Source organism: Streptomyces sp. NPDC051740 (genome assembly GCF_044453165.1).
Lineage (GTDB): Bacteria > Actinomycetota > Actinomycetes > Streptomycetales > Streptomycetaceae > Streptomyces > Streptomyces atrovirens.
Window position 1 is genome coordinate 24,928 of record NZ_JBITCL010000027.1, and the last position, 20,734, is coordinate 45,661.

Sequence of the window (20,734 nt, forward strand, 5' to 3'; positions counted from 1 at the left end):
CCACCACCTTCCCATGACGATGCGACCCACCAGACGGGCTACCTGTCGGTAACTTATGGGGTATGCCATAGAACATGCGAGAGGGACTGCGGCGGTCGTTTGATCCGTACCGACAGGCGCCGTCCGGTCGAGGCGCGCGCCGGCTGTGACGGCGCCCCTGGGCGCGTCCGGCTCAACACGCTGAACCTGACGGAGAAGTCGTCGGAGACCAGGGACCGGAACCAGTCCTTCTCCGGACCGCGCCGTGTCGTACGAGCACGGGCCCGTCGAGAGGGCGGGGCCTGCGGGCGGCTCGGCTCTGTCGGCCCGGAGGCGGGGCGGGTGCAGCAGGATCCTCGTGGAGCTTCGCGACCGTGGCAGCCGTGGCGGCCGCGCCCGCAGGCGCCCGTCGGGACTCACTCCCTCTGTGAACGCACGATGGCCACCTTCACTCACTGTGACCGGTCACGAATTGACGTTCACCGCGGTGGTTCCCAGGCTGGTGTGGGAGACCGACGAAGGGGCCGTGGCCGTGAGCGGTGGGCAGAGTGCACTTCCCCGGCTGCTGACGGCGGCGGAGACGGCCGCGCCAGTGGACGCCGTCGACGTGGTCGCCGAGGACCTGAGGCGGCGTCTCGACGCCACGAACGTCTCCTTCCTCATCGTGGACCTGACAGGGAGGGCGGTGGCGCGGCTGTCCACCACCGGTTCCGTGGCGGGCGGGCGGGAGGCGGAGCGGATCCCTCTGCCCGGCAGTGTCTACGAGCGGGTGATCCGCACCCAGCGGCTGCACCGGGAGAAGACCGGCGGGGGACAGCGGGTGATCGTGCCGGTCACCAACCGGGGGGACGCCATCGGGCTGCTCGAACTGCTCCTTCCGGCCGCCCCCGGCGAGGACGTCCTCGCGGCGGTCGGGGAAGCCGCCCACATCCTGGCCTACATCGTGATCGCCAACGGGCGCTTCACCGACCTCTACGTCTGGGGCAAACGCTCCAGGCCCCCCACCCTGGCAGCGGAGATCCAGTACCAGCTGCTGCCCCCGTCACTGTCGTGCGAGGCCGCGCAGTTCGCCCTGTGCGGGAGCCTGGAGCCCTCCGAGGACCTCAGCGGCGACACCTTCGACTACGCCCTGGACCGCGACACCCTGCACGTGTCGGTGACCGACCCCATGGGCCACGACGTCGACGCCGCGCTGGCCGCCACGGTCCTGGTGGGCGCCCTGCGCGGCGCCCGCCGTGCGGGAGCCGGCCTGGCCGACCAGGCCCACCGGGCCGACCAGGCCCTGGCCGACCACGGCCACGGTCACGCCACCGGGCAGCTGCTGCGCATCGACCTGCACACCGGGCGGGCTCGGCTCGTCAACGCGGGTCATCCCTGGCCACTGCGCATGCGCGAGGGGGTCGCGGAGACGATCACCTGCGACGTGGACCACCCCTTCGGGCTGTCCGTGCTCGTGGCCCACCCCTACCGGGTTCAGGACATCGATCTGCGCCCCGGCGACCGTCTGCTCATGCTGACCGACGGCATGCTCGAACGTCACGGGGAGCAGGTCGACCTGTCCGACCTGCTGGAGCGCACCCGGGGCCTGCACCCGCGGGAGGCCGCGCTGACGCTGACGTCCGCGGTACGGGACGCCGCCGGAGGCAGGCTCGAGGACGACGCCACCGTGATGTGCCTGGACTGGCACGGCCCTCAGGAGACCCAGCGGCACGCCGGCTCCGGCGCGGACACTCGGCAAGCCTCACTCGGCCGCGCGAGGCGGTAGCCGTGCCCAGGGCGCCGAGCACGAAATCGATCACGGCCACGGGGCCCGCTCGCCGGAGGAGTACCAAGCCCTACAGAGCGAGCGCGGACTCCGGGCCGCCGGACGGTTCACCACGACGCGGGCCGTCCGGGCGGCCGTCACGTTCACCGGGAGCGACGTGGACGGACCGCAGGTTGTCCGACGCCCGCTGCGGGGAGGACTGCCGCGAGGTCGCCGTCGGGGTCCCGGTGCGTCGTTCCCGTCCGGGACGGCGAGGCGGCCGGCGGGCCGGTGGCCGTCGTCGGGGTGTGCGCCTGAGCGGGGTTCGGCCGTGCCGTCGGGGCGAACGCCGCGCGACAGGCGGTGGGCGTCGTCCCGAGGGTGCGCCGGAAGTGCAGCCGGAGGTTGGAGGGGCTGCCCAGGCCACAGCGGTCGGCGATGTGGCCGACGGCGAGTCCGGTGCTCCTCAGTGGTTCCCGGGCACGGTCGAGTCGGGCGGCGAGCAGCCACCGCAGGGGCGTCGTGCCGGTCTCGGTGACGAACCGCCGGGCGAAGGTCCGCGGCGCCATGTGCGCGCGAGGCGAGCCGTGGGACCGTCAGCGGTTCGTGCAGGCGGGCCGGGGCCCACGCCCGGGTGGCCGCGAGGGTGACGCCGGGTTCTTCGGGGGCCAGCGGACGTTTGATGCACTGTGCCTGCCCGCCGTCGCGGTGGGGCGCCGAGACCAGGGTGCGCGCGACCTCGTTCGCCGTCCGTGCGCCCAGGTCACGTCGCACCAGGTGCAGGCACAGGCCGATGCCGGCGGCGACGCCCGCCGAGGTCAGCACCTGTCCCTCGTCCACGTAGAGCACGCGCGGGTCCACCGGCACCGTCGGGTACCGCGCGGCCAGTTCGTCGGCGTACTTCCAGTGAGTGGTGGCCTTGCGGCCGTCCAGGACCCCGGCTGCCGCCAGTGCGAAGGCGCCGGTGCAGATGGACACCAGCCGCAGGTCCCCGGGCGTGGGCCCCGGCCAGTGCGGCGAGTACGTCCTCCGGGAGCTCTCGCTGGTGTGGTGCGCACCCCGGGACGATGACGGTGTCCGCCCCGCGTACGGCCTCCAGCCCGGCCGCCACCGTGACCGCGAAGCCCGCGGCGGTCGTGACCGGGCGCGCGGTCCGTCCGCACGGGGTCAGTCGGTGGGGGCCGCGGGGCACGGCGATGAGGACCTGGGCCGGAATGCCCAGGTCCAGGGGCAGTACGTCGTCCAGGACCAGTACCGCCACTCGGTGCGGTGCGGCGGCGGAGGCAGCTTCCTCTCGCATGAGGGCAAGTCTGCCACTTTCACGGGCAGCCGACGCAGACGACCATCGATGCCATGAACGACGTGATGACCACCGCCGTCCCGCCGCTCCTTGACACCCCCGTCGCCCGCCGGGCGCTGGCCCTGGTGTGTGAGACGGAGTCCACCGCGACCGCCAACCACAGCGTCCGCAGCGCGCTGTTCGCCCGCCTCCGTGCCGACGACCAAGGCGCGAAGCCGGGCCGTGACTACGACCCGGAGCTGCTGTTCCTGGCCTGCGTCCTGCACGACATCGGCCTGACCCGGGCGGGCGACCGCCACCAGCGGTTCGAGGTGGACGGCGCAGACACGGCCGCGGAGTTCCTCACCGTGCAGGGCCTGCCCACTGCCGACGTCGACGCCACGCCCGGGCGGCTCTTGCCGCCCGGGACAGGACGCTGCTGGTCGACCAGGTTGCCCAGTTCCTCACCCCTGCCCACCAGAAGGCCGGGCGCCTCGAACTCCGTCGTCGACTCGACCTGTATGCCGCCCGCCTCGCTATGCGATGCCGCGGCTTCCGGTATCGGTCCCTTTTGGTGGGATACTTCGACACCTTCATCCGGCCAGAGCACCGTCGGCGGGGCATGAGATGAGACGGATGCCGCCCCCGTGCGGGTGTCGCCGGCGGCCGAGCTCGGACGAGGTGCAGTCGGGCCGACCGTGACGCGCTACGCGTACCCGGCCCGCGGCGCTTTCGTCCGGTGGACGCGGCAGCGGGCGTCGCTGACCGCCGGGTAGTTCCAGGCGTCATCGTGGACGTCTGTCGCACTGACCGCACTGAACTCGCAGCGACGCTCTCGGTGATGCTCCAGGCTCGCTCAGTTCCTGAGATTCGTCCACACCGATGTCCCGCCGAAAATCCGGTCCAAAGCCCGGTCGGGCAGCAGCCGGGACAGCACGCGGCTGCCGGTCGCGTCCCGGCCGATCGTGTACCGGGTCCTGGGCCGCTTGGCGACCAGTGCGCGGAAGACCACCCGGGCGACGTCGTCGGGGGTCGTGCGGCTGCTCCGGGCCGAGGTCTCGTTGGCCTCCATGAACCCGAGGAACGGGCGGCGGTAGAGCTCCTGGACCGGCTCCGGGGCACTCATCAGGATCTGGTGGCCGGTATCGGACATCTTGGACCAGAGCGGGGTCAGGACGGCGCCCGGCTGGATCACCACGACGGGGATGCGCTGTGGGGCGAGCTCGCGGCGGAGCGCGTCGCTGAGTGCCTCCTTGGCGAACTGGGAGGCGGCGTAGGCGCCGAGGTAGGGGAGGGCGACGTTTCCGAGACCCGAGGACACGTTCACGATCCGCCCTGTGCCGGTTCGCAGCAGCGGCAGGAACCCCTGGACCACCTGTACGTGACCGAGCACGTTGATGTCGAGCTGTCGGCGCATCTGCTCCGCCGGTACGCATTCCAGCGGGGCTGTGACCGCGATGCCCGCGTTGTTGACCAGTCCCCACAGCCCTGCCTCGCCAGTCAGCCCAGTGACCTCGTGTACGGCTGCCTGGACGGACTTCTCGTCCGTCACGTCGATGATCACCGGGGTGAGCCGGCCGGCGGCGGCCGCACGCAGCCGTTCTCCGTCCTCGGGACGGCGGACTCCGGCGAGAGTGTGGAAACCGACCCGTGACATCTGGAGCGCGCAGGCTTCCCCCAGACCGGATGAGGCCCCGGTGATCAGTACAGCCCGACCTGCAGGTGACGTCGGGACCGACGATTTCGACACGTGTTCACTCCAGTTGGGGGGGGCGGAGGCGGGCAGGACCGTGTCCCGGAGATCTGTCGGCGAGCCGATCCGCCCGCTCGCCGTCGCGTCGCCGGCCGCGTCGCCGGCTTCCGGTTTGCCCGCTCGTGACCGGTGGTGGCCGTCCCACAGTAGAGGGGTGCTGTTGGACGGGCCGGGAGGGAGGCGTGTGGAGACCTTGTCCGCGGAGTCCCTGGTCGGCGGAGTCCGACAAGCGTGCGCCGTGTTCCGCTGCCGGCGAGCGGGGCTCTTGGCATGCGTGGCGACCTGTGTCGAATGCACTCCTTCGGGTGGCACGGCTAGGTCGATGGGGTGAATGGCGGGTGCGTGCATTCCTGCGCGGGAGTGCCCGAGGGAATGGTCGTCGTGACCTTCCCCCCTTTGTCCCCGAGGAGGACACGTGACCGCCGCAGTACAGGACGTGATCACCACCAAGCTCGAGCGCACCTTCGACACCATGGACGCCAACCACGACGGCTACCTGGACTGGTCGGACTACCAGAAGCTCGCCGACCGCTACATCCAGGCGTACGGCCTCTCCAAGGACGACCGCCGGGCCAGGGCGCTGCAGACCTTCTGCCAGATCTACTGGCTGGAGCTGCTGCGCCACGCGGGCGTGGACGAGGACCGGCTCACGAAGGACCAGTTCGTCACGGCCAACCGCCTCGCGGCCATCGACACCAGCCGCCTCAACGTGACCGAGGGCGGCGGCCACGCCATCTTCGACGTCATCGACGTCGACGGCGACAACGAGATCAGCAAGGGCGAGTTCGAGCGCTTCCTGCGGGACGTGTGGAAGAGCGAAGCGCCCGACGCGATGGACATGTTCACCAAGCTGGACACCGACGGTGACGGCTCGATCTCCCGCCACGAGTTCATCCGCGCGGTCCGTGAGCACTTCCTGTCGAACGACCCGGACGCGCCGGGCAGCCTGTTCTTCGGGCGCATCTGAGCGGATCTGATCCGTACGCGCTCATGCCGCGACCGCATTTCCCACATCCGCTCTGCCAGGTCCGGCGCCGCGAGCCGTGCCCCTGCACGCGGTGGCACCCGGAGTGCGGTCGCGGCTCCCGATCGGGCGGCAGGGGGCAATGAGCGGCGCTTCCCGCAGCGTCCAACCGCGGGGCCCGAGGGCTCCTCGCGGCCCCGGCCTTTAGCCGCTCTGGCCCTGACCGTTCCGCCGGACAGGTGATGACCGCGTCCCCGAAATGGTGAAGCCGCAGCTCATTCGTCCCGTCTCGGCCCTTGTGCTTGTCATCATCGACGCGCTCACCATCTCGCCCGCAGGACCGGTCGCGCAGACCGGTCCGCCTCCGCAGCCACAGAGCGTGGCTCGACGAACCATGAAAGATCACCCTCATGCTGACGCAACCCCGTCATACGTCCGGCGACGTGGGGACCTTCTACGACCGTCATACGGATGTGTACGACCATGCCCTCGGCGGCAACATTCACGTCGGTTACTGGGAGGACGACACGGACGACAGTTCCATGCGGGCGGCGACCGACCGGCTGACGGACCTCGTCACCGAACGTCTCGCCCCGGCCGAGGGCCAGCACCTGCTCGACGTGGGCTGCGGCCACGGCAGTACCGCGGCGCGCATCGTCGCCCACCACGCAGTGCAGATCACCGGCATCAGCGTCAGCGACTACCAGGTGAACCTGGCCAACAACCGTCCCTTGCCGCCTTCCCTCCCCGGGCGGGCCACGTTCCGGCTGGCCGATGCCATGGAGAACCCCTTCGAGGACGGGGCCTTCGACGGCGCGTACGCCATCGAATCCCTGATGCACATGAAGGACAAGAAGGCGGCCATCGGGCACATCGCCAGGGTTCTGCGTCCCGGCGGACGACTGGTCATCGCCGAACACAGCCTCGCGGGCGAGCTCGACACCCCGGACGCGGCCCGTATGGCCGACGCGTACGCGTACTTCAAGTTCTCGCTGACCACCGACATGTACGGGGAACTGCTGCGGGAGGCCGGACTGGAGGTGGTGGACCACACCGACATCACCGAGAACGTCCGGCGCTGCTACGACAGCATGATCAGCGGCTGGCGGGATGCCGCGAACAACTCCAGCGGCGAGACGTCACGTGAATGGGCGACGGCGGCCGACCTGGGCGAGTGGTTCTTCCGCAAGGTCCCCCAGCTGCGCTACGGACTCCTGACCGCCGTTCGTCACTGAGCCGAGCACCGACTACCCGCCGCCGAGGTCGTACGCCATGCCCTCCCCGCCCTCCCGGAACCGCTGCCCCTACCGTCTGGACGGCAGCGCCACGGACGTCCACGGCGAAGCCGGGGCACTGCGTGCGCTGGGGCCCGCCGCCCGGGTCGAACTGCCCGGTGGCGTACCGGCGTGGTCGGTGACCGACCCGGGCCTCGTCCGGCGATTACTGGTCCACCCCCGGATCTCCAAGGACGCCCACCGGCACTGGCCCGCCTTCATCAACGGTGACCTTCCCGCCGACTGGCCACTGCGGATCTGGGTCGACATCCGCACCGTCCAGACCGCTTACGGACCCGACCACAGCCGGTTGCGCCATCCCTTGGTGCCCGCGTTCGGCGCCCGCCGCGTACGGGCGCTCGCCCCGTGGATCGAGGAGACCACCGCCACGCTGTTGGACGACCTCGCGCGGGAGGCCGCGCTCGCCCCCGACGGGGTCGTGGACTTGCGGACGTGGTTCGCCACACGGCTGCCGTGGCGGACGGTCACCACGCTGGTCGGGCTGCCGGAGGCCATGCACGACAGCTTCCAGGCCGTCAACGACATGGTCTTCACCACCGACCTGAGTGCGGAGCAGGCCAGCGATACCGAGGCGGAGGCCGCGCGGCTCCTCGCGGACCTGATCGTGCTCAAGACCGATCAGCCCGGCGACGACATCGCCACCGCACTGGTCGACGCACAGCGCGAGGGCCTGCTCGACGAGCGGGAGCTGGCCGACAACATCTGGCTGGTGCTGGGCGCCGGCTACGGGACCACGGCGAATCTGCTCGACCACGCCGTGGTCAACCTGCTCACCCATCCGGATCAGCTGGACCTGGCCGTATCGGGCCGGGCCGGCTGGGACCGGGTCGTGGAGGAGACGCTGCGCCACCAGGCCCCGGTGGCCAACTTCATGATGCGTTTCCCCACAGAGGACCTGTACGACGAACCGACAGGGCTGACGTTCGAGCGGGGCGACGCCCTCGTCATCAACTACGCCGCGGTCGGACGCGATCCCGCAGTACACGGCTCGGGGGCCGACCTCTTCGACATCACCCGTCCCACCGTCCGCGAGCACCTGGCCTTCAGCCACGGTCCCACCTACTGCCTGGGAGCCGAACTCGCCCGCTTGGAGGGCCGTATCGCGCTGTCCGCGCTCTTCTCCCGGTTCCCGGCCCTCGAACTCGCCGTCGGTTCCGACCGCCTGGCTCCGCTGCCCTCTCTCATCTTCAACGGCCACCGGGAGATCCCGGTACGGCTCGAAGGAAACAGCCACAGTTGAGCATCAACCCCGGATCATCACACCAGTTGACGTCGTACCAGCGAGACGTCTGGTCCATCGGATCCCGAGCGCCCGAATCACCGCAGTTCAACTGCGTGCTCCACGAGCGTCTGCACGGCGGTGTCGACCGTCGAAGGCTCGCCGCCTGCGCGGAACTCGTTCTGCACCGCCACGAGACGTTCCGGCTGCGGTTCGCCGACAGCGCCGGCGTTCCCTTCCAGTGGGTGGCGCAGGAGACGGTTCCGGTCGCCGTGGTCGACCTCTCCCACGCGCCCGAACCGGACACCGCCTGTGCCGAGTGGATGCGCGCATCGATGGCAGGCGCCCTGCCGCTCGACAGCGGCCCCCTGGTCGAAGCCACGGTTCTCCTGGAGAGCGCGGACGTCACGCACCTGCATGTCAAGGCACACCACATCGTCGCCGACGGCTGGACCCTCGACCGACTGAGCCACGAGATCCTCCGGGAATACGCCCGGCAGCCGGAGGGCGATCGGCGGAGCATCACCGGGAAGCCCCCCTCCTACCTGGCATTCGTAGAGGAGGACGCCGCCTACCGCACAGGGACCGACGGGGACCGCGACCGCGCCTTCTACCGGGAGTACCTCGCGGACGTGACACCCGTGCTGTTCACCCGTACGACGGGCGGTCCGCGCGAACGGCGCCGCCACTCGTTCGTGATCGACGGCGCCCTCATCGACCGGGTCCGCGGCGCGGGCCACTGGCCCTTCACCTACGTCGCGGCCATGCTCGGCACCTGCCTGACACGTCTGCACCGGAGCGAGGAAGTGGTCCTCGGCGTCCCCTTCCTCAACCGTTCGACGAAGCGGCACAGGGACGTCCTCGGCCAGTTCGCCAACACCCTTCCGCTACGGGTCGCGGCGCCGGGCGGGCTGACCGTCCGGGAACTCCTCGCCGAGATCCACGGCACGACCTGCCGGCTCCGACGTCATGAGAGGCTCGCGCTCGGCGACATCCTGCGCGAGACCTCCCAGGCGGCCCGGAGCCCGCGGCAGCTCTTCGACGTGACGCTCTCCTACATGAACTGGTCCCGGCCGGACATTCCGGGAGTCGTTCGGCGCAGCGCCCTGATGGCCCCCTCGCACGACCAGGAGGCACTGGGCGTCCTGGTCTCCGCCTTCGACGACACGACCGACATCCGTGTCGACCTGGACTACGCCCGCGACGTCTTCGACGAGGACTTCCCCGTCGACGCCGTGGCCGGTCACCTCACGACGCTCCTGGAGCACGGTCTGGACCTGTTGGACCGACCGCTTCGCGACGTCCCCATGCTGACGCCGGCCGAGTACCAGGACCTCACCGCCGGACGCGCACACGGCCCCCGGGTGCCCTACGCGGACCAGGCCACGCTGCACGGGCTGTTCGAGGCCCGGGCCGCCCGCCGCCCGGAGCGGACCGCCGTCGTCACGGCGTCCGGCGAGACGCTGACCTACGCCGAGCTCGACGAGCACGCCAACCGCGTCGCCCGGGCCCTACGGGCGGAGGGCGTCGGCCCGAACGACCGCGTCGCGGTGATGATGGAGCGGGGACCGCAGTTGCTGGTCGCGCTGCTCGGCATCCTGAAGTCCGGCGGCGCCTACGTGCCCGTGGACCCCGGCCACCCGGCCGGGCGGGTGGACTTCCTGCTGCGCGACAGCCGCGCCGAACTGGTGATCGTCGACGACGCCCCCGTCGGCCTCCCCCCGGACACGACGGCCCGGCACATCGACGGACTGGTGACCGGCAGCGCAGCCCCCATCGAGCCGGTCGCCACCTCCCGTGATCTCGCCTACGTCATCTACACCTCCGGTTCCACTGGGCAGCCCAAGGGCGTCATGGTCGAGCACCACAGTGTGGTCAACCGCCTCGCGTGGATGCAGCGCCGCTACCCGCTCGGAGAAGGGGACGTGCTCCTGCAGAAGACGCCGGTCTCCTTCGACGTCTCGGTATGGGAGCTGTTCTGGTGGGCCGTCGAGGGCGCGACCGTGGCCCTGCTGCCGCCCGGCGGCCAGCGGGACCCGCGCGAGGTGCTCCGGGCGATCCGCGAACACCGTGTCACCGCCGTGCACTTCGTCCCCTCGATGCTCGGCCCGTTCCTCGACCTGCTGGAGGAGTCGACGGCCGCACGCCGGGGCATCGCGTCCCTGCGCTACGTCTACTGCAGCGGCGAGGCCCTGTCCGGGCCGCAGGTCGAGCGGTTCAACCGCCTCGCCGCCCGGTCCCGCCGTGAGAGCGGTGGTGAACAGCCGGCACAGCTCGTGAACCTGTACGGCCCGACCGAGGCGACGGTCGACGTGTCGTCCTACGACTGCCCGTCCGACCCCGAACGCGGTGTCCCACGGGTTCCCATCGGGCGACCGATCGACAACACCAGGCTGTACGTGCTGGGCGCCGACGACCTGCCGCAACCCGTCGGAGTCGCCGGCGAACTGTGCATCGGCGGGGCCGGCATCGCCCGGGGGTACCTCGACCGTCCGGAGCTGACCGCCGAGAAGTTCGGCAGTGACCCGTTCGTGCCGGGCGGTCGCCTCTACCGCAGCGGGGACCTGGCCCGGTGGCTCGAGGACGGCACCCTGGAGTACCTCGGGCGGATCGACGACCAGGTCAAGATCCGGGGCCACCGCGTCGAGCCCGGGGAGGCGGCGGCCGCCCTGCGCGCGGTCCCCGGGGTGCGGGACGCCGTCGTGGTGGGACATGACACCGCCGATCGGGGAACCGTCCTGGCCGGCTACTACGTCGCCGAGACCCCGATCGACACGGCACTGCTGCGCGAGCGGCTCGGACGGGCACTGCCGGCGTTCATGGTTCCGGCGTCCTTCACCCGGATCGACGCGGTTCCGCTGTCACCCAACGGCAAGACCGACCACCGCGCCCTTCCCCCACCGGACGACACCCCGAGGGCCACCGGGGGCGGTCAGCCGCACAACCGTACCGAGGCGGTACTCGCCGAGGTCTGGGCCCATGTCCTGGGCCATGACGCCGTGGGGGTGCACGACGACTACTTCGCCCTCGGCGGTGACTCGATCACCATGCTCAGGGTGCGAGCCGAGGCGGAGGCCAGGGGCCTGCGCTTCTCGCTCACCGACCTCCTGCGCAACCCGACGGTGGCCGGTCTCGCCTCATGCGCCGAGGAGTGCGACGCACCCGGAGCCGAGGCCGTTCCGGCTCCCTTCGCCCTCGTGGCGGACGTGGACCGGGCCCGGTTGCGGGACGCCGAGGACGCCTACCCCCTCAACCGGCTCCAGCTCGGCCTGCTCTACCACAGTCGCAGACACGAATCCTCGGCCACTTACCGGGACGTCTTCCGGTACACCCTGGAAATGCCCTGGGAGGAAGAGGAGTTCCGCCGCGCCTTCGACCGGCTGACGGCACGGCATCCGGCGCTGCGGTCGGCCTTCGACCTGAACGGTGCCGAACCGCTGCAGGTCGTCCGGCCCCAGGTGCACGGCGGTCTGGACATCGCCGACCTGCGTCCGCTGGACGACACGGCGGCCGAGGCCGAGGTGTGCGCGCACATCGAGGAACGCCGCCGCCATCCATACGTCTTCGACCGGCCGCCGCTGTACCTGTTCCGCGTCCATGTGCGGCCCACCGCCGTCGACCTGGTCCTCAGCTTCCACCACGCACTCCTCGACGGCGGCAGTGTTGCCACCCTGCTCAAGGAACTGCTACAGGACTACGCGCACGGCCTCGGGTTGGACACCGATCCCGTCGAGGAGGCGGCGCTCGCGTCCCCGTCGGCCCACGTACGACTGGAGCAGGCCGCCCTGCGTTCGCGGGAGGCCCGTCGTTACTGGCACGAGAAGCTGGCCGGCTGCGAGCCCACGCCGATCCAGTCGTTCTCGCCCCACCTGCCCGCCGCGAGCCACCGTCCGGCCTCCCGGAGAGTCGACCTGCCCGCCGCCCTCGTCCAACAGGTGCGGCACTTCGCGGCCGAACACACCCTGCCGGTCAAATCCGTACTCTTCGCGGCGCACGGCCTGAGACTGGCCGCGCTCGCCGGCACCCATGACGTCACCACGGGTCTGATCACCCACGGCAGGCCCGAAGCAGCCGGTGCGGAACGCATCGCCGGGCTCTTCCTGAACACCGTGCCCGTACGCCTCGACACCGCGCGGGACACTTGGCTGGACGTGGCACGCGAAGCCTTTCACCAGGAGCAGGACGGCCACCCCCACCGCCGCTACCCGCTGAGCGCCATCCAGGAGGACCACGGCGGTCCCGTCCTGGACACCGCCTTCAACTATGTGCACTTTCACCAGCTCTCCCGCGTACTCGATCTGCCCGGCCTGCGCCTCGTCGAGTTCCGCACCTGGGAGGAGAACGACTTCCGCCTCCTGGTGAACGTGGTCACGGAACCGGACGGCACCGGAATGTGGCTGCGGGTCGACTGCGACGGAACGACATTCCCGGCCGAGCAGGGTGACCTCTACGCGGCCGGCTACCTGAGCATCCTGCGCCGCCTGATCGAACAACCGGACGAAGTGCCGGACTTCGCGTTCCTGGCACCCCGCCCCGTCCTCGCGCCACGCGCGCAGCACCCAACGGTCGTCTCCCGCTTCTTCGAACAGGCGGCGCGCACCCCGGACGCGACCGCCGTGGTGATGGGCGAGGAACGGTGGAGCTACGCCCGGCTGGCCGAGGCCGCGGAGAACGTGGCCGGACGGCTGTACGCGCTCGGGGCCCCGGCCGGCGCCCGCATCGGGATCGCCATGAACCGGTCCCCGCTGACCATGGCGGTGCTCCTGGGCGTCATGCGCGCCGGATGCGCGGTCGTCCCGATGGACGTCGGTTACCCCGCTGCCCGGCTGGCCACGATGGTGGAGCAGGCCCGGCCCTTCCGCGTCGTGGCCGAGGCGCCCTACGCGCATCTCGCCGGTGACCCGGCGCTGCTGCTGCCCGCCGAGACGGTGGCCGCGCCCGCACCGAGGTGCCCGGCAGAGGGCGGAACGGACGGGGCGAGCACCGCCTACGTCCTGTTCACCTCGGGTTCCACCGGGACTCCCAAGGGCGTCGCCATGCCGCACCGAACCCTGGCCGCCCTGGTGGCCTGGCAGGCAGTGGCGCCCAGCGCGGTCCCGGGCGGCGTCACCCTGCAATTCGCCCCGCTGAGCTTCGACATCTCCTTCCAGGAGATCTTCTCCACGCTGTCCTTCGGCGGCACCCTGTGCCCGGCCGGCGACGCACAGCGGCGCGACATGCCCGCACTGCTGCACCTGCTCGACCGTGAACGCGTCGAGCAGGTCTTCCTTCCCCCGGTGGCCCTTCAGCAACTCGCGGAAGCCGCCGGCACGCTGGACATCACACCACCGGCCCTGCGGGTGGTGATCACCTGCGGCGAGCAGCTGCGCGTCACCCCGGAGATCCGCGCGTTCTGCGCCAAGCTCCCGGGAATCGTCCTGGAGAACCAGTACGGCCCCACCGAGACCCACGTGGTCACCGCCTTCCCCATGACCGGAGACCCCGCGGCCCTCCCCGCGCTGCCACCGATCGGCCGCGCCGTCGACGGGGCCGAGGTACACGTCCTGGACAAGCGGATGCGCCCGGTGCCGGCCGGTGCGCGGGGCGACATCTACCTGGGCGGCAACTTCCTGGCCGACGGCTACGAAGGCCGACCGGACCTGACCAAGGAGCGTTTCCTCCCGCATCCCTTCGCGGACGAGGACCACCGGCTCTATTACACCGGCGACGTCGGCATGGTGCTTCCGGACGGCGACGTCGTCTTCCTCGGACGTGACGACGCTCAGGTCAAGGTACGGGGCTTCCGGGTGGAGCCGGCCGAGGTGGAACTGGCCGTCACCGGCCTGGCACAGAGCTGTCCCGGCCTGCGCGACGCCGCGGTCGTGGCCCGCGAGCGGACGGACGGCGAGACCTTCCTCGCCGCGTTCCTCCTCGGCGAAGGCACGGACGAGGATCTGGCCGGCATCCGTGAACGACTGCACGCCACCCTGCCCGCCCACATGGTCCCCTCGCACCTGCAATGGGTCTCCCGGTGGCCGCTGACCCCCAGCGGCAAGCGCGACGACGCCGCACTGCGCCGCGCCCCGCTGACCGTCCCCGGCCGTGCCCCCGACAGCGGACCGCGCGACGCGTACGAGCGGACACTCGCCGAGATGGTGGCGGACATGCTGGGGCTGGACACCGTGGGGGTGCACGACAGCCTCTTCGACCTCGGCGGCACCTCCCTGACCGCGATGCGGCTGGTGGTCCGGATCGAACAGCGCTACCAGGTGAACATCCCCCTGGCCGAGTTCGTCGCGACGCCCACCCCCGCCGGAATCGCGGCACGGCTGCGCGACGGCGGGGCACAGGCCGCGTTCGACCCCCTGGTGCCGATCCGTCCGCAGGGCTCCCGCCCGCCGCTGTTCATGGTCCACCCGATGGGCGGCACGGTGCTGTGCTACGTCGCGTTCGCCGGGCACCTCCCGGCCGACCTGCCGCTGTACGCACTCCAGGCAGCCGGAGCCGACCCCGGCACCACACCGCTGAGCAGCGTGGAGGACCTCGCGGACAGCTACATCGCCGCGCTGCGGACGGTGCGGCCGCACGGCCCGTACACCATCGGCGGATGGTCCTTCGGCGGGTTCGTCGCCTTCGAGATCGCCCGCCGGCTGCGGGCGGAAGGCGAACAGGTGACCCTGCTGGTGGTGGACACCACCGCCCTGGACCAGGGACCGCGCTCCCCTCACGACGACGAGGCCATGCTCGAGTGGTTCTTCCACGAGTTGCTCTGGCCGCGCGACGGCGGCACGGCACCCGCCCTGACCGTCCCAGGCGGACGCGCATCGCCGGAGGAGAGGTTCACCCACATGGCCCGCGTCGCGAGCGAGCGGGGTGTCCTGCCGTCCGGCAGCTCCGGGGCCGTCATCCGCCGCCTGTTCGACGTCTACCGGGCGAACTGGCGCGCGACACTGGCCTACCGCCCCCCGCGCGAGGACCAGGACCTCACACTGATCCGCGCCGCAGAACCACTGCCCGCCGTCCTGTCCGCCATGCACGGCGCCGCCCGGACCCGTCACCAGGACCCCTGCAACGGATGGAGCGCCATGACCAGCGGGCGGATCCACACGGTCCATGTCCCCGGAGACCACCTGACGATGATGGAACAACCGCACGTGGCACAGCTGGCGAACACCGTCGCCGAATCGACCGACGACTCCGCCCGTAGCGCGCGGGTGGGTTGACGTCATGGCATCAGCACACCGTGTGAAAGCCCTCGTCATCGGTGCCGGTATCGGCGGCTTGACGTGCGCGGTCGCACTCAGGCGCGTCGGTGTCGATGTCGAGGTGTACGAACGCGCCACCGAGCTGCGCCAAGCCGGCTCCGGCCTGTCGGTCATGAGCAACGCCGTCACCGCCCTCGCCGGCCTCGGCATCGACCTGGGCCTGGACAAGCGCGGTCAGGCCGTGGAGTCGTTCAAGATCATGGACCGGCGCGGTCGGCTCATCAGGGACCTGCCGTTCCAGGACGCCTGCGAGCAGGTGGGCGCGCCGAGCTTCTGCCTCAGCCGCACCGACCTCCAGGAGGCCCTGATGACGGAGGCCGGCGACTGCCCGGTCCACCTGGGGGCGACCGCAGTCGGCTTCGAGACCGAGGGCCCGGGGGTCACCGTCCGCTTCGGGGACGGCCGCTCGGCGAACGGGGACGTCCTCATCGGTGCCGACGGGTTCAACTCGGCCGTCCGGCGCCACCTCGCCGGCCCCGAGCAGCCACAGGACTGTGACCACCTCTTCCGACTCGGTATCGTCCCCTTCCGGCACCCGTGCCTCACCAGGGGCGCCGTACGCCACTACTGGGGCCGCGGACAGCGTTTCGGCCTCATCGACATCGGCCACGGCCGGTGCTACTGGTGGGCCGCCATGAGCACCACCCCTGGGACGCCCGCCCCAGGCCACGTCAAGGACACCGTCCGCCAGGCGTACGAGGGGTGGGCCGACGAGGTGCGAGCGGTGATCGAGGCCACCCCTGAGGCCGACATCCTCACCGTTCCCTCACGCGACCGGGCCTTCCTGGAACGGTGGGGCGACGGTCCCGTCACCCTCCTCGGCGACGCCGCCCACCCCATGCTGACCACGCTCGCCCAAGGAGCCGGCATGGCCATGGAGGACGCCGTCGTGCTGGCCCGGACGCTGGCCGAGCCGACGAGCGACGATCCCGTACGGGCCCTGCGCGCGTACGAGGAACTGCGCCGCGACCGTGCACGGGCGATGGTGGCCGGGTCCCGCAGCATGAACAGACTGACCCAGGGGGCCCGCCCGCACCGGCGTCTGGTCCGCGACACCTATTTCCGGCTGGTGCCCCGCCGCGTCCTCGTCCGACAGACCACCCAGGCCCTCGCCTACCCGGACGGGCCGGCCGCCGTACCCGGCAGCGTCCGACGGGACCTGAGCCCCTTGGAACGCCTTTACTGGATCGCCGACCGGACCTCGCCGCTCAACGTCATCGCCCGCGCCCGGATCCGCGGACGCCTGTCCCCGTCGCTGCACCGCCGCGCCCTGGACATCCTCCAGCTACGGCACCCCCTGCTGCGTGTCGCGATCACCGATGACGGCACCGGAGCACACCCCGCCTTCGTCCCCCTGGACGGGCGGCAGATCCCGCTTCGGCACGTCCGTGTGCGACCGGACGATCCCACGGCCGACGCCCGGTGGCAGCACGAGGCCGACAGCCGCGAGCTCGCGGAGGGCCTGGACTGGCGCACCGGGCCACTGCTGCGCGCGGTGGTGATCACCTCGGGAGGGACGGGGGACGAGGACGGAGGAAACGTCCACGACCTGCTGCTGACGGTCTCGCACGTCATCGCCGACGGCAAGACGTGCCTGTCCCTGGTCCGTGAGTGGATCGAGATCGCCGCACGGCTGGACCGCGGCGCACCGCCGCAGGCCGTTCCACGGCGGGTCCTTCCCGCGACGGACGACCTGCTCCCGCGCCGTCACCGGGGTGCGGCGGGTGTCGCCGGGTTCAAAGCCATGATGCGACGGGAAGAACAGGCGTCCCTGAGCCGCCCCGCACAGCGGGTCGTCCCCGGTGAACACGTCCCGTTCGAGCAGCGGCGCACCCGGATGACACACCGGTCCCTCACCGCCGACCAGTTGGAACTCCTGGTGCGGACTGCGAAGCTGCACGGCACCACGGTCCACGGGGCCCTGGCCGCCGCGATGGTGTCGGCGATCGCCCGGGACGCGGGCACTCCGGCCGCCGCACACTTCTCGATCGGCTCACCGGTCGACTTCCGCGCCGACCTCGAACCACCCGTCCTTCCCGACGAGGTCGGCACCTACGTGGCCACGGTTCCCTCCCGCGTCCGATACGAGCCCGGCCGGCCGCTGTGGCCCATGGCCCGGGCCATCAGCCAGGACCTGGCAAGGCGCCGGAAGAGGCAGGAGCACCTGGCCACGATCAGCCTGCCGCGCGTAGCAGGGCCCAGGTCGCTGGCGGACAGCGAGTCGTTCATGCGGTTCATGGACGAGGAAGGGCCGATCAACCTGTGCCTGTCCAACGTCGGCCGCCACGACTTTCCCGAGCAGATGGGGCCGTGGCGGGTCGACGGCGCCCAGTTCCTCACAGGTGTCTCGGTGATGGGCGCCATCGTGGCGGCGGTGACCACCAGCCACGGTCGGCTCTCATGGAACTTCGGCTATGTCGAGGGCCTGGTTCCGGCGTCGCGCGCACAGCGCATCGCCGACGACTCCGTGCGCATCGTGCTGTCCGCCCTCGCCGAATGACCGGCCGAGCCGGACACGCGCCGGACGCGGCGGGCCCCTCGTGGTTCCGCTCTCCGTTCCTTGGACCCTGTCGGCTGTCTCCCTCCCGTTGAAAGGTTCCGCTCCGATGACCAGTGCTCCTGACCGCACGCCGACACGGTGCCGTGTTCTGCCCGCCGGCGAGAACGGCTCGTTGTGGCAGGTCCGGCCCTCGTGCGGGATCTTCGAGTTCCGTGGCGTGCGTCTGCGGCTCATGGTGGAGGACCCCGCGGAGGTCCTGTTCCCGACCGACTGCGGGCTGAGCCTGCTCAGCGCGCTCAACGGCGACGGCACTCCCGTACTGGAAGGTGCCAACGCCCTGGACCTCGGAGCCGGATCCGGCATCTACAGCGTCGCTCTGCTCGCGGCCGGTGCCGAGCGGGTGACCGCTTTGGACATCAACCCCGCTTCCGCCGTCCAGACCGTCGCCAACGTGGCGGCCAACGGGCTCGACGGCACACGGCTGACGTGTGTCACTTCACCGCTGGAGGAGTACACACCGGATGAGCGGTTCGACCTGGTGATCACCAACCCGCCGCACCTCCCCTATGATCCGAGTTATGCCAGGGGGGACGGACTGGAAACGGCCCTCGTCGCCCGGGGAGGCGGCCGAGCGGTGTACGACGCCGTCATCGACGGTGTGGACAGGTTCCTGGCGCCAGGCGGCTCCCTGCTCATGGCGCACTCCTCGCTCGCCGACATTCCCCGAACCGTCGTGGAACTCACCTCGCGTGGCTACGAGACCGAGACGCTGGAAATCTTCGAGATGGACATCCCCCTGCTGGCGTACGCCGAGCACATGGAGACCCTGCAGACCCGTCTCAAAGAACTGCGAGCGGCGGGACGGGCGGAATTCGACGGATCGCGTTTCACCGTGCACGCCCTGCTGTTCCGACGCCCCCCGGCTCCCGTCAGCCGCTGACGGCTTCCCGGCACCGTCCCGCACCGATGGAACGGGGCACCCGCCACCTGGCGGGCGCCCCGGACCGGTACCCGGCGGCCTCGACGAAGGCTCGCCCCAGCTCGGTCCGCCCCTCACGGACCTCAGACCGACGCGTCCTGTCTGTCCTGCATCAACCGTGCGATGTCGGCCAGCGTGTTCGCTTCCGAGAGTTCATCGAAGCTGACCTTCAGTCCTGACTCCTCCTCCAGCACGAAGGAGAGTTCCACCACGAACAACGAGTCCAGTCCGAGGGCAGCCGGGGTGGACTCGGGCGACACCGCCTCGGACTCAACCTGGAACCTGTCGATCAGGATGCTCACCAACGTGTCGTACATGCCGTTTCTCCGGGACGAGTGAGGACGAACATGGGAGGTGGGGCCACACAAGGGTCATGGCACCCCAGGTCAAACCACCACCGAAGGCCGTGAGCAGGATGCGGTGTCCGGGCTCGAGGCTCCCTGCGCGACCGGCGTGATCAAGCAGAAGCGGAATCGACGCGGCCGAGGTGTTGCCGACCCGGTCGATATTGGACAGCGCGCGATCGGCCGTGATGCCCAGCCGCTGTGCGAGCATGGCCAGGATCCGTGCGTTCGCCTGGTGCGCGATGATCCGGTCCACTTCCTGCGGTTTCCACCGAGCGGCGTCCAACGCTTCGCGGGAGACGGAAGCCATGTGCTCCACGGCTCGCCAGAACACTTCCCGCCCCTCCAGCCGCAGATACGGGTCTGCCGGAGCATCACCGGCTCCGGAGCGCTCCTCGGATCCGCCACCGCGTACGGTGATCAGGTCGCGGCCACCGCCATCACTGCCCAGCACGCAGGGCCCAAGGGCGCCGGGTTCCTCGCGGTGGCCCGAACGCAGGACGACGGCACCAGCCCCGTCACCGAAGAGCATGCTGGTGGGGTCGTCCAGTGCGACGCTCAGCGACAGCGTGTCAGTACCGATCACCAGGGCGCTGTCGACCGTGCCCGCGGCGATCAGGCCCTGCGCAACCCCTAGCGCGTAGACGAAGCCGGCGCACACGGCCTGGACGTCGAGCGCGGTCACCCCGGTCATTCCCAGGCGTGAGGCGACGCTCGGGGCGGTGCCGGGGCACGGTCTGTCCGGTGATGTCGTGGCGACGACAACGGCTCCGACATCGCCGACCGCCGACCGGGCCAGCGCCTCGCGGCCGGCCGCGACCGCCAGATCCCCGCTGGTGGTACCCGGCTCCACGACGTGCCGGTACCGGATGCCGGAGCGTTGGAAGATCCACTCCGGTGACCGGCCCAGGCGCTCCGCCAGTTCCTGATTCTCCACCCGGCGTGGCGGCAAACAGGATCCGACCCCCATCAGGACGGACGCCGGGGAACCTTGGCCGGGCCATGAAGTTACATGTGCGCGCAAATCCCCCATAGCGTGTAGTCGTATCACGCCGAAGAGCCTGGTAGCCGGAACGGCTCGCGGTTCCAGACGACAAGGCGCCATCGACTGCTGACAGTGGCGATGTTCGTGACGATGCCGCTGGCGGACCTCACCCACCGACTGAAGGCGTGGAAGCCGACCCCCGCCGTACTCGCCCACAGCAGGCGGCTGTTTGACGCATGCTCGACAACGCGCACATCACGCCGTGCGACAGCGACGAGCCCGAGGAACCCGGCTGCATCGCACGGTGGGGGTTGGCCTCCACGTCCACGCTGCTCTTCGAGCCGAAGACATGCCGATGTAGAGCGAAGACCGCCCTTGATCTGCACAAAGCAGGCAGGGAGCCGTCTCCCAGGAGTCCGAAGTGCCGCGTACTCCGTTCAGGTCCAAGA

At 70.8% G+C, this 20,734-nt stretch carries 11 protein-coding genes and 1 pseudogene; 8 read left to right on the plus strand and 4 right to left on the minus strand.

Annotated elements, in window-relative coordinates; genetic code table 11:
- The first annotated feature begins 511 nt into the window (after positions 1-511).
- Positions 512-1,744 (plus strand): PP2C family protein-serine/threonine phosphatase, encoded by a 1,233-nt coding sequence (locus ACIA6T_RS31390; protein WP_399449902.1) that lies wholly within the window; start codon positions 512-514, stop codon positions 1,742-1,744.
- Positions 1,745-2,067: 323 nt separating this feature from the next.
- Here the strand turns inward: ACIA6T_RS31390 and ACIA6T_RS31395 are convergent.
- A pseudogene (locus ACIA6T_RS31395) lies at positions 2,068-3,023 on the minus strand (GlxA family transcriptional regulator); the annotation flags it as partial.
- Between the two features lie 53 nt (positions 3,024-3,076).
- Here ACIA6T_RS31395 and ACIA6T_RS31400 point away from each other — a divergent pair.
- The gene (locus ACIA6T_RS31400; RefSeq protein ID WP_399449903.1) at positions 3,077-3,628 is read left to right on the plus strand and encodes an HD domain-containing protein; all 552 of its coding nucleotides are present in this window, start codon (positions 3,077-3,079) and stop codon (positions 3,626-3,628) included.
- A 230-nt stretch (positions 3,629-3,858) separates the two neighbouring features.
- Here the strand turns inward: ACIA6T_RS31400 and ACIA6T_RS31405 are convergent, their stop codons facing one another.
- The gene (locus ACIA6T_RS31405) at positions 3,859-4,752 is read right to left on the minus strand and encodes an SDR family oxidoreductase (protein WP_399449904.1); all 894 of its coding nucleotides are present in this window, start codon (positions 4,750-4,752) and stop codon (positions 3,859-3,861) included.
- Between the two features lie 418 nt (positions 4,753-5,170).
- On the opposite strand from ACIA6T_RS31405, the gene ACIA6T_RS31410 reads away from it, so the two are divergent.
- The 6 genes from ACIA6T_RS31410 to ACIA6T_RS31435 all read left to right on the plus strand — a co-directional run bounded on the left by ACIA6T_RS31410 (position 5,171) and on the right by ACIA6T_RS31435 (position 18,917).
- On the plus strand, positions 5,171-5,722 hold the full coding sequence (locus tag ACIA6T_RS31410) for an EF-hand domain-containing protein (protein ID WP_399449905.1): 552 nt from the start codon (positions 5,171-5,173) through the stop codon (positions 5,720-5,722).
- A 407-nt stretch (positions 5,723-6,129) separates the two neighbouring features.
- Entirely contained in the window at positions 6,130-6,954 is an 825-nt protein-coding gene (locus ACIA6T_RS31415; protein WP_399449906.1) for a methyltransferase domain-containing protein, read from the plus strand.
- A gap of 37 nt (positions 6,955-6,991) precedes the next feature.
- Entirely contained in the window at positions 6,992-8,254 is a 1,263-nt protein-coding gene (locus ACIA6T_RS31420) for a cytochrome P450 (protein WP_399449907.1), read from the plus strand.
- Complete coding sequence (locus tag ACIA6T_RS31425) at positions 8,251-15,435, plus strand: amino acid adenylation domain-containing protein (protein WP_399449908.1); 7,185 nt, start codon at positions 8,251-8,253, stop codon at positions 15,433-15,435. Before ACIA6T_RS31420 ends, ACIA6T_RS31425 begins: the two co-directional genes overlap by 4 nt.
- Positions 15,436-15,439: 4 nt before the next feature.
- Positions 15,440-17,977, plus strand: coding sequence for an FAD-dependent monooxygenase (locus ACIA6T_RS31430; RefSeq protein WP_399449909.1), 2,538 nt, complete (start codon positions 15,440-15,442; stop codon positions 17,975-17,977).
- Between the two features lie 106 nt (positions 17,978-18,083).
- Positions 18,084-18,917, plus strand: coding sequence for a methyltransferase (locus ACIA6T_RS31435; RefSeq protein WP_399449910.1), 834 nt, complete (start codon positions 18,084-18,086; stop codon positions 18,915-18,917).
- Between the two features lie 122 nt (positions 18,918-19,039).
- Here the strand turns inward: ACIA6T_RS31435 and ACIA6T_RS31440 are convergent, their stop codons facing one another.
- Positions 19,040-19,258: an acyl carrier protein gene (locus ACIA6T_RS31440; protein WP_399449911.1), complete on the minus strand. Its 219-nt coding sequence runs from the start codon at positions 19,256-19,258 to the stop codon at positions 19,040-19,042.
- Complete coding sequence (locus ACIA6T_RS31445) at positions 19,227-20,237, minus strand: beta-ketoacyl-ACP synthase 3 (protein ID WP_399449912.1); 1,011 nt, start codon at positions 20,235-20,237, stop codon at positions 19,227-19,229. The genes ACIA6T_RS31440 and ACIA6T_RS31445 overlap by 32 nt, the downstream gene beginning before the upstream one ends.
- Between the last annotated feature and the right edge of the window lie 497 nt (positions 20,238-20,734).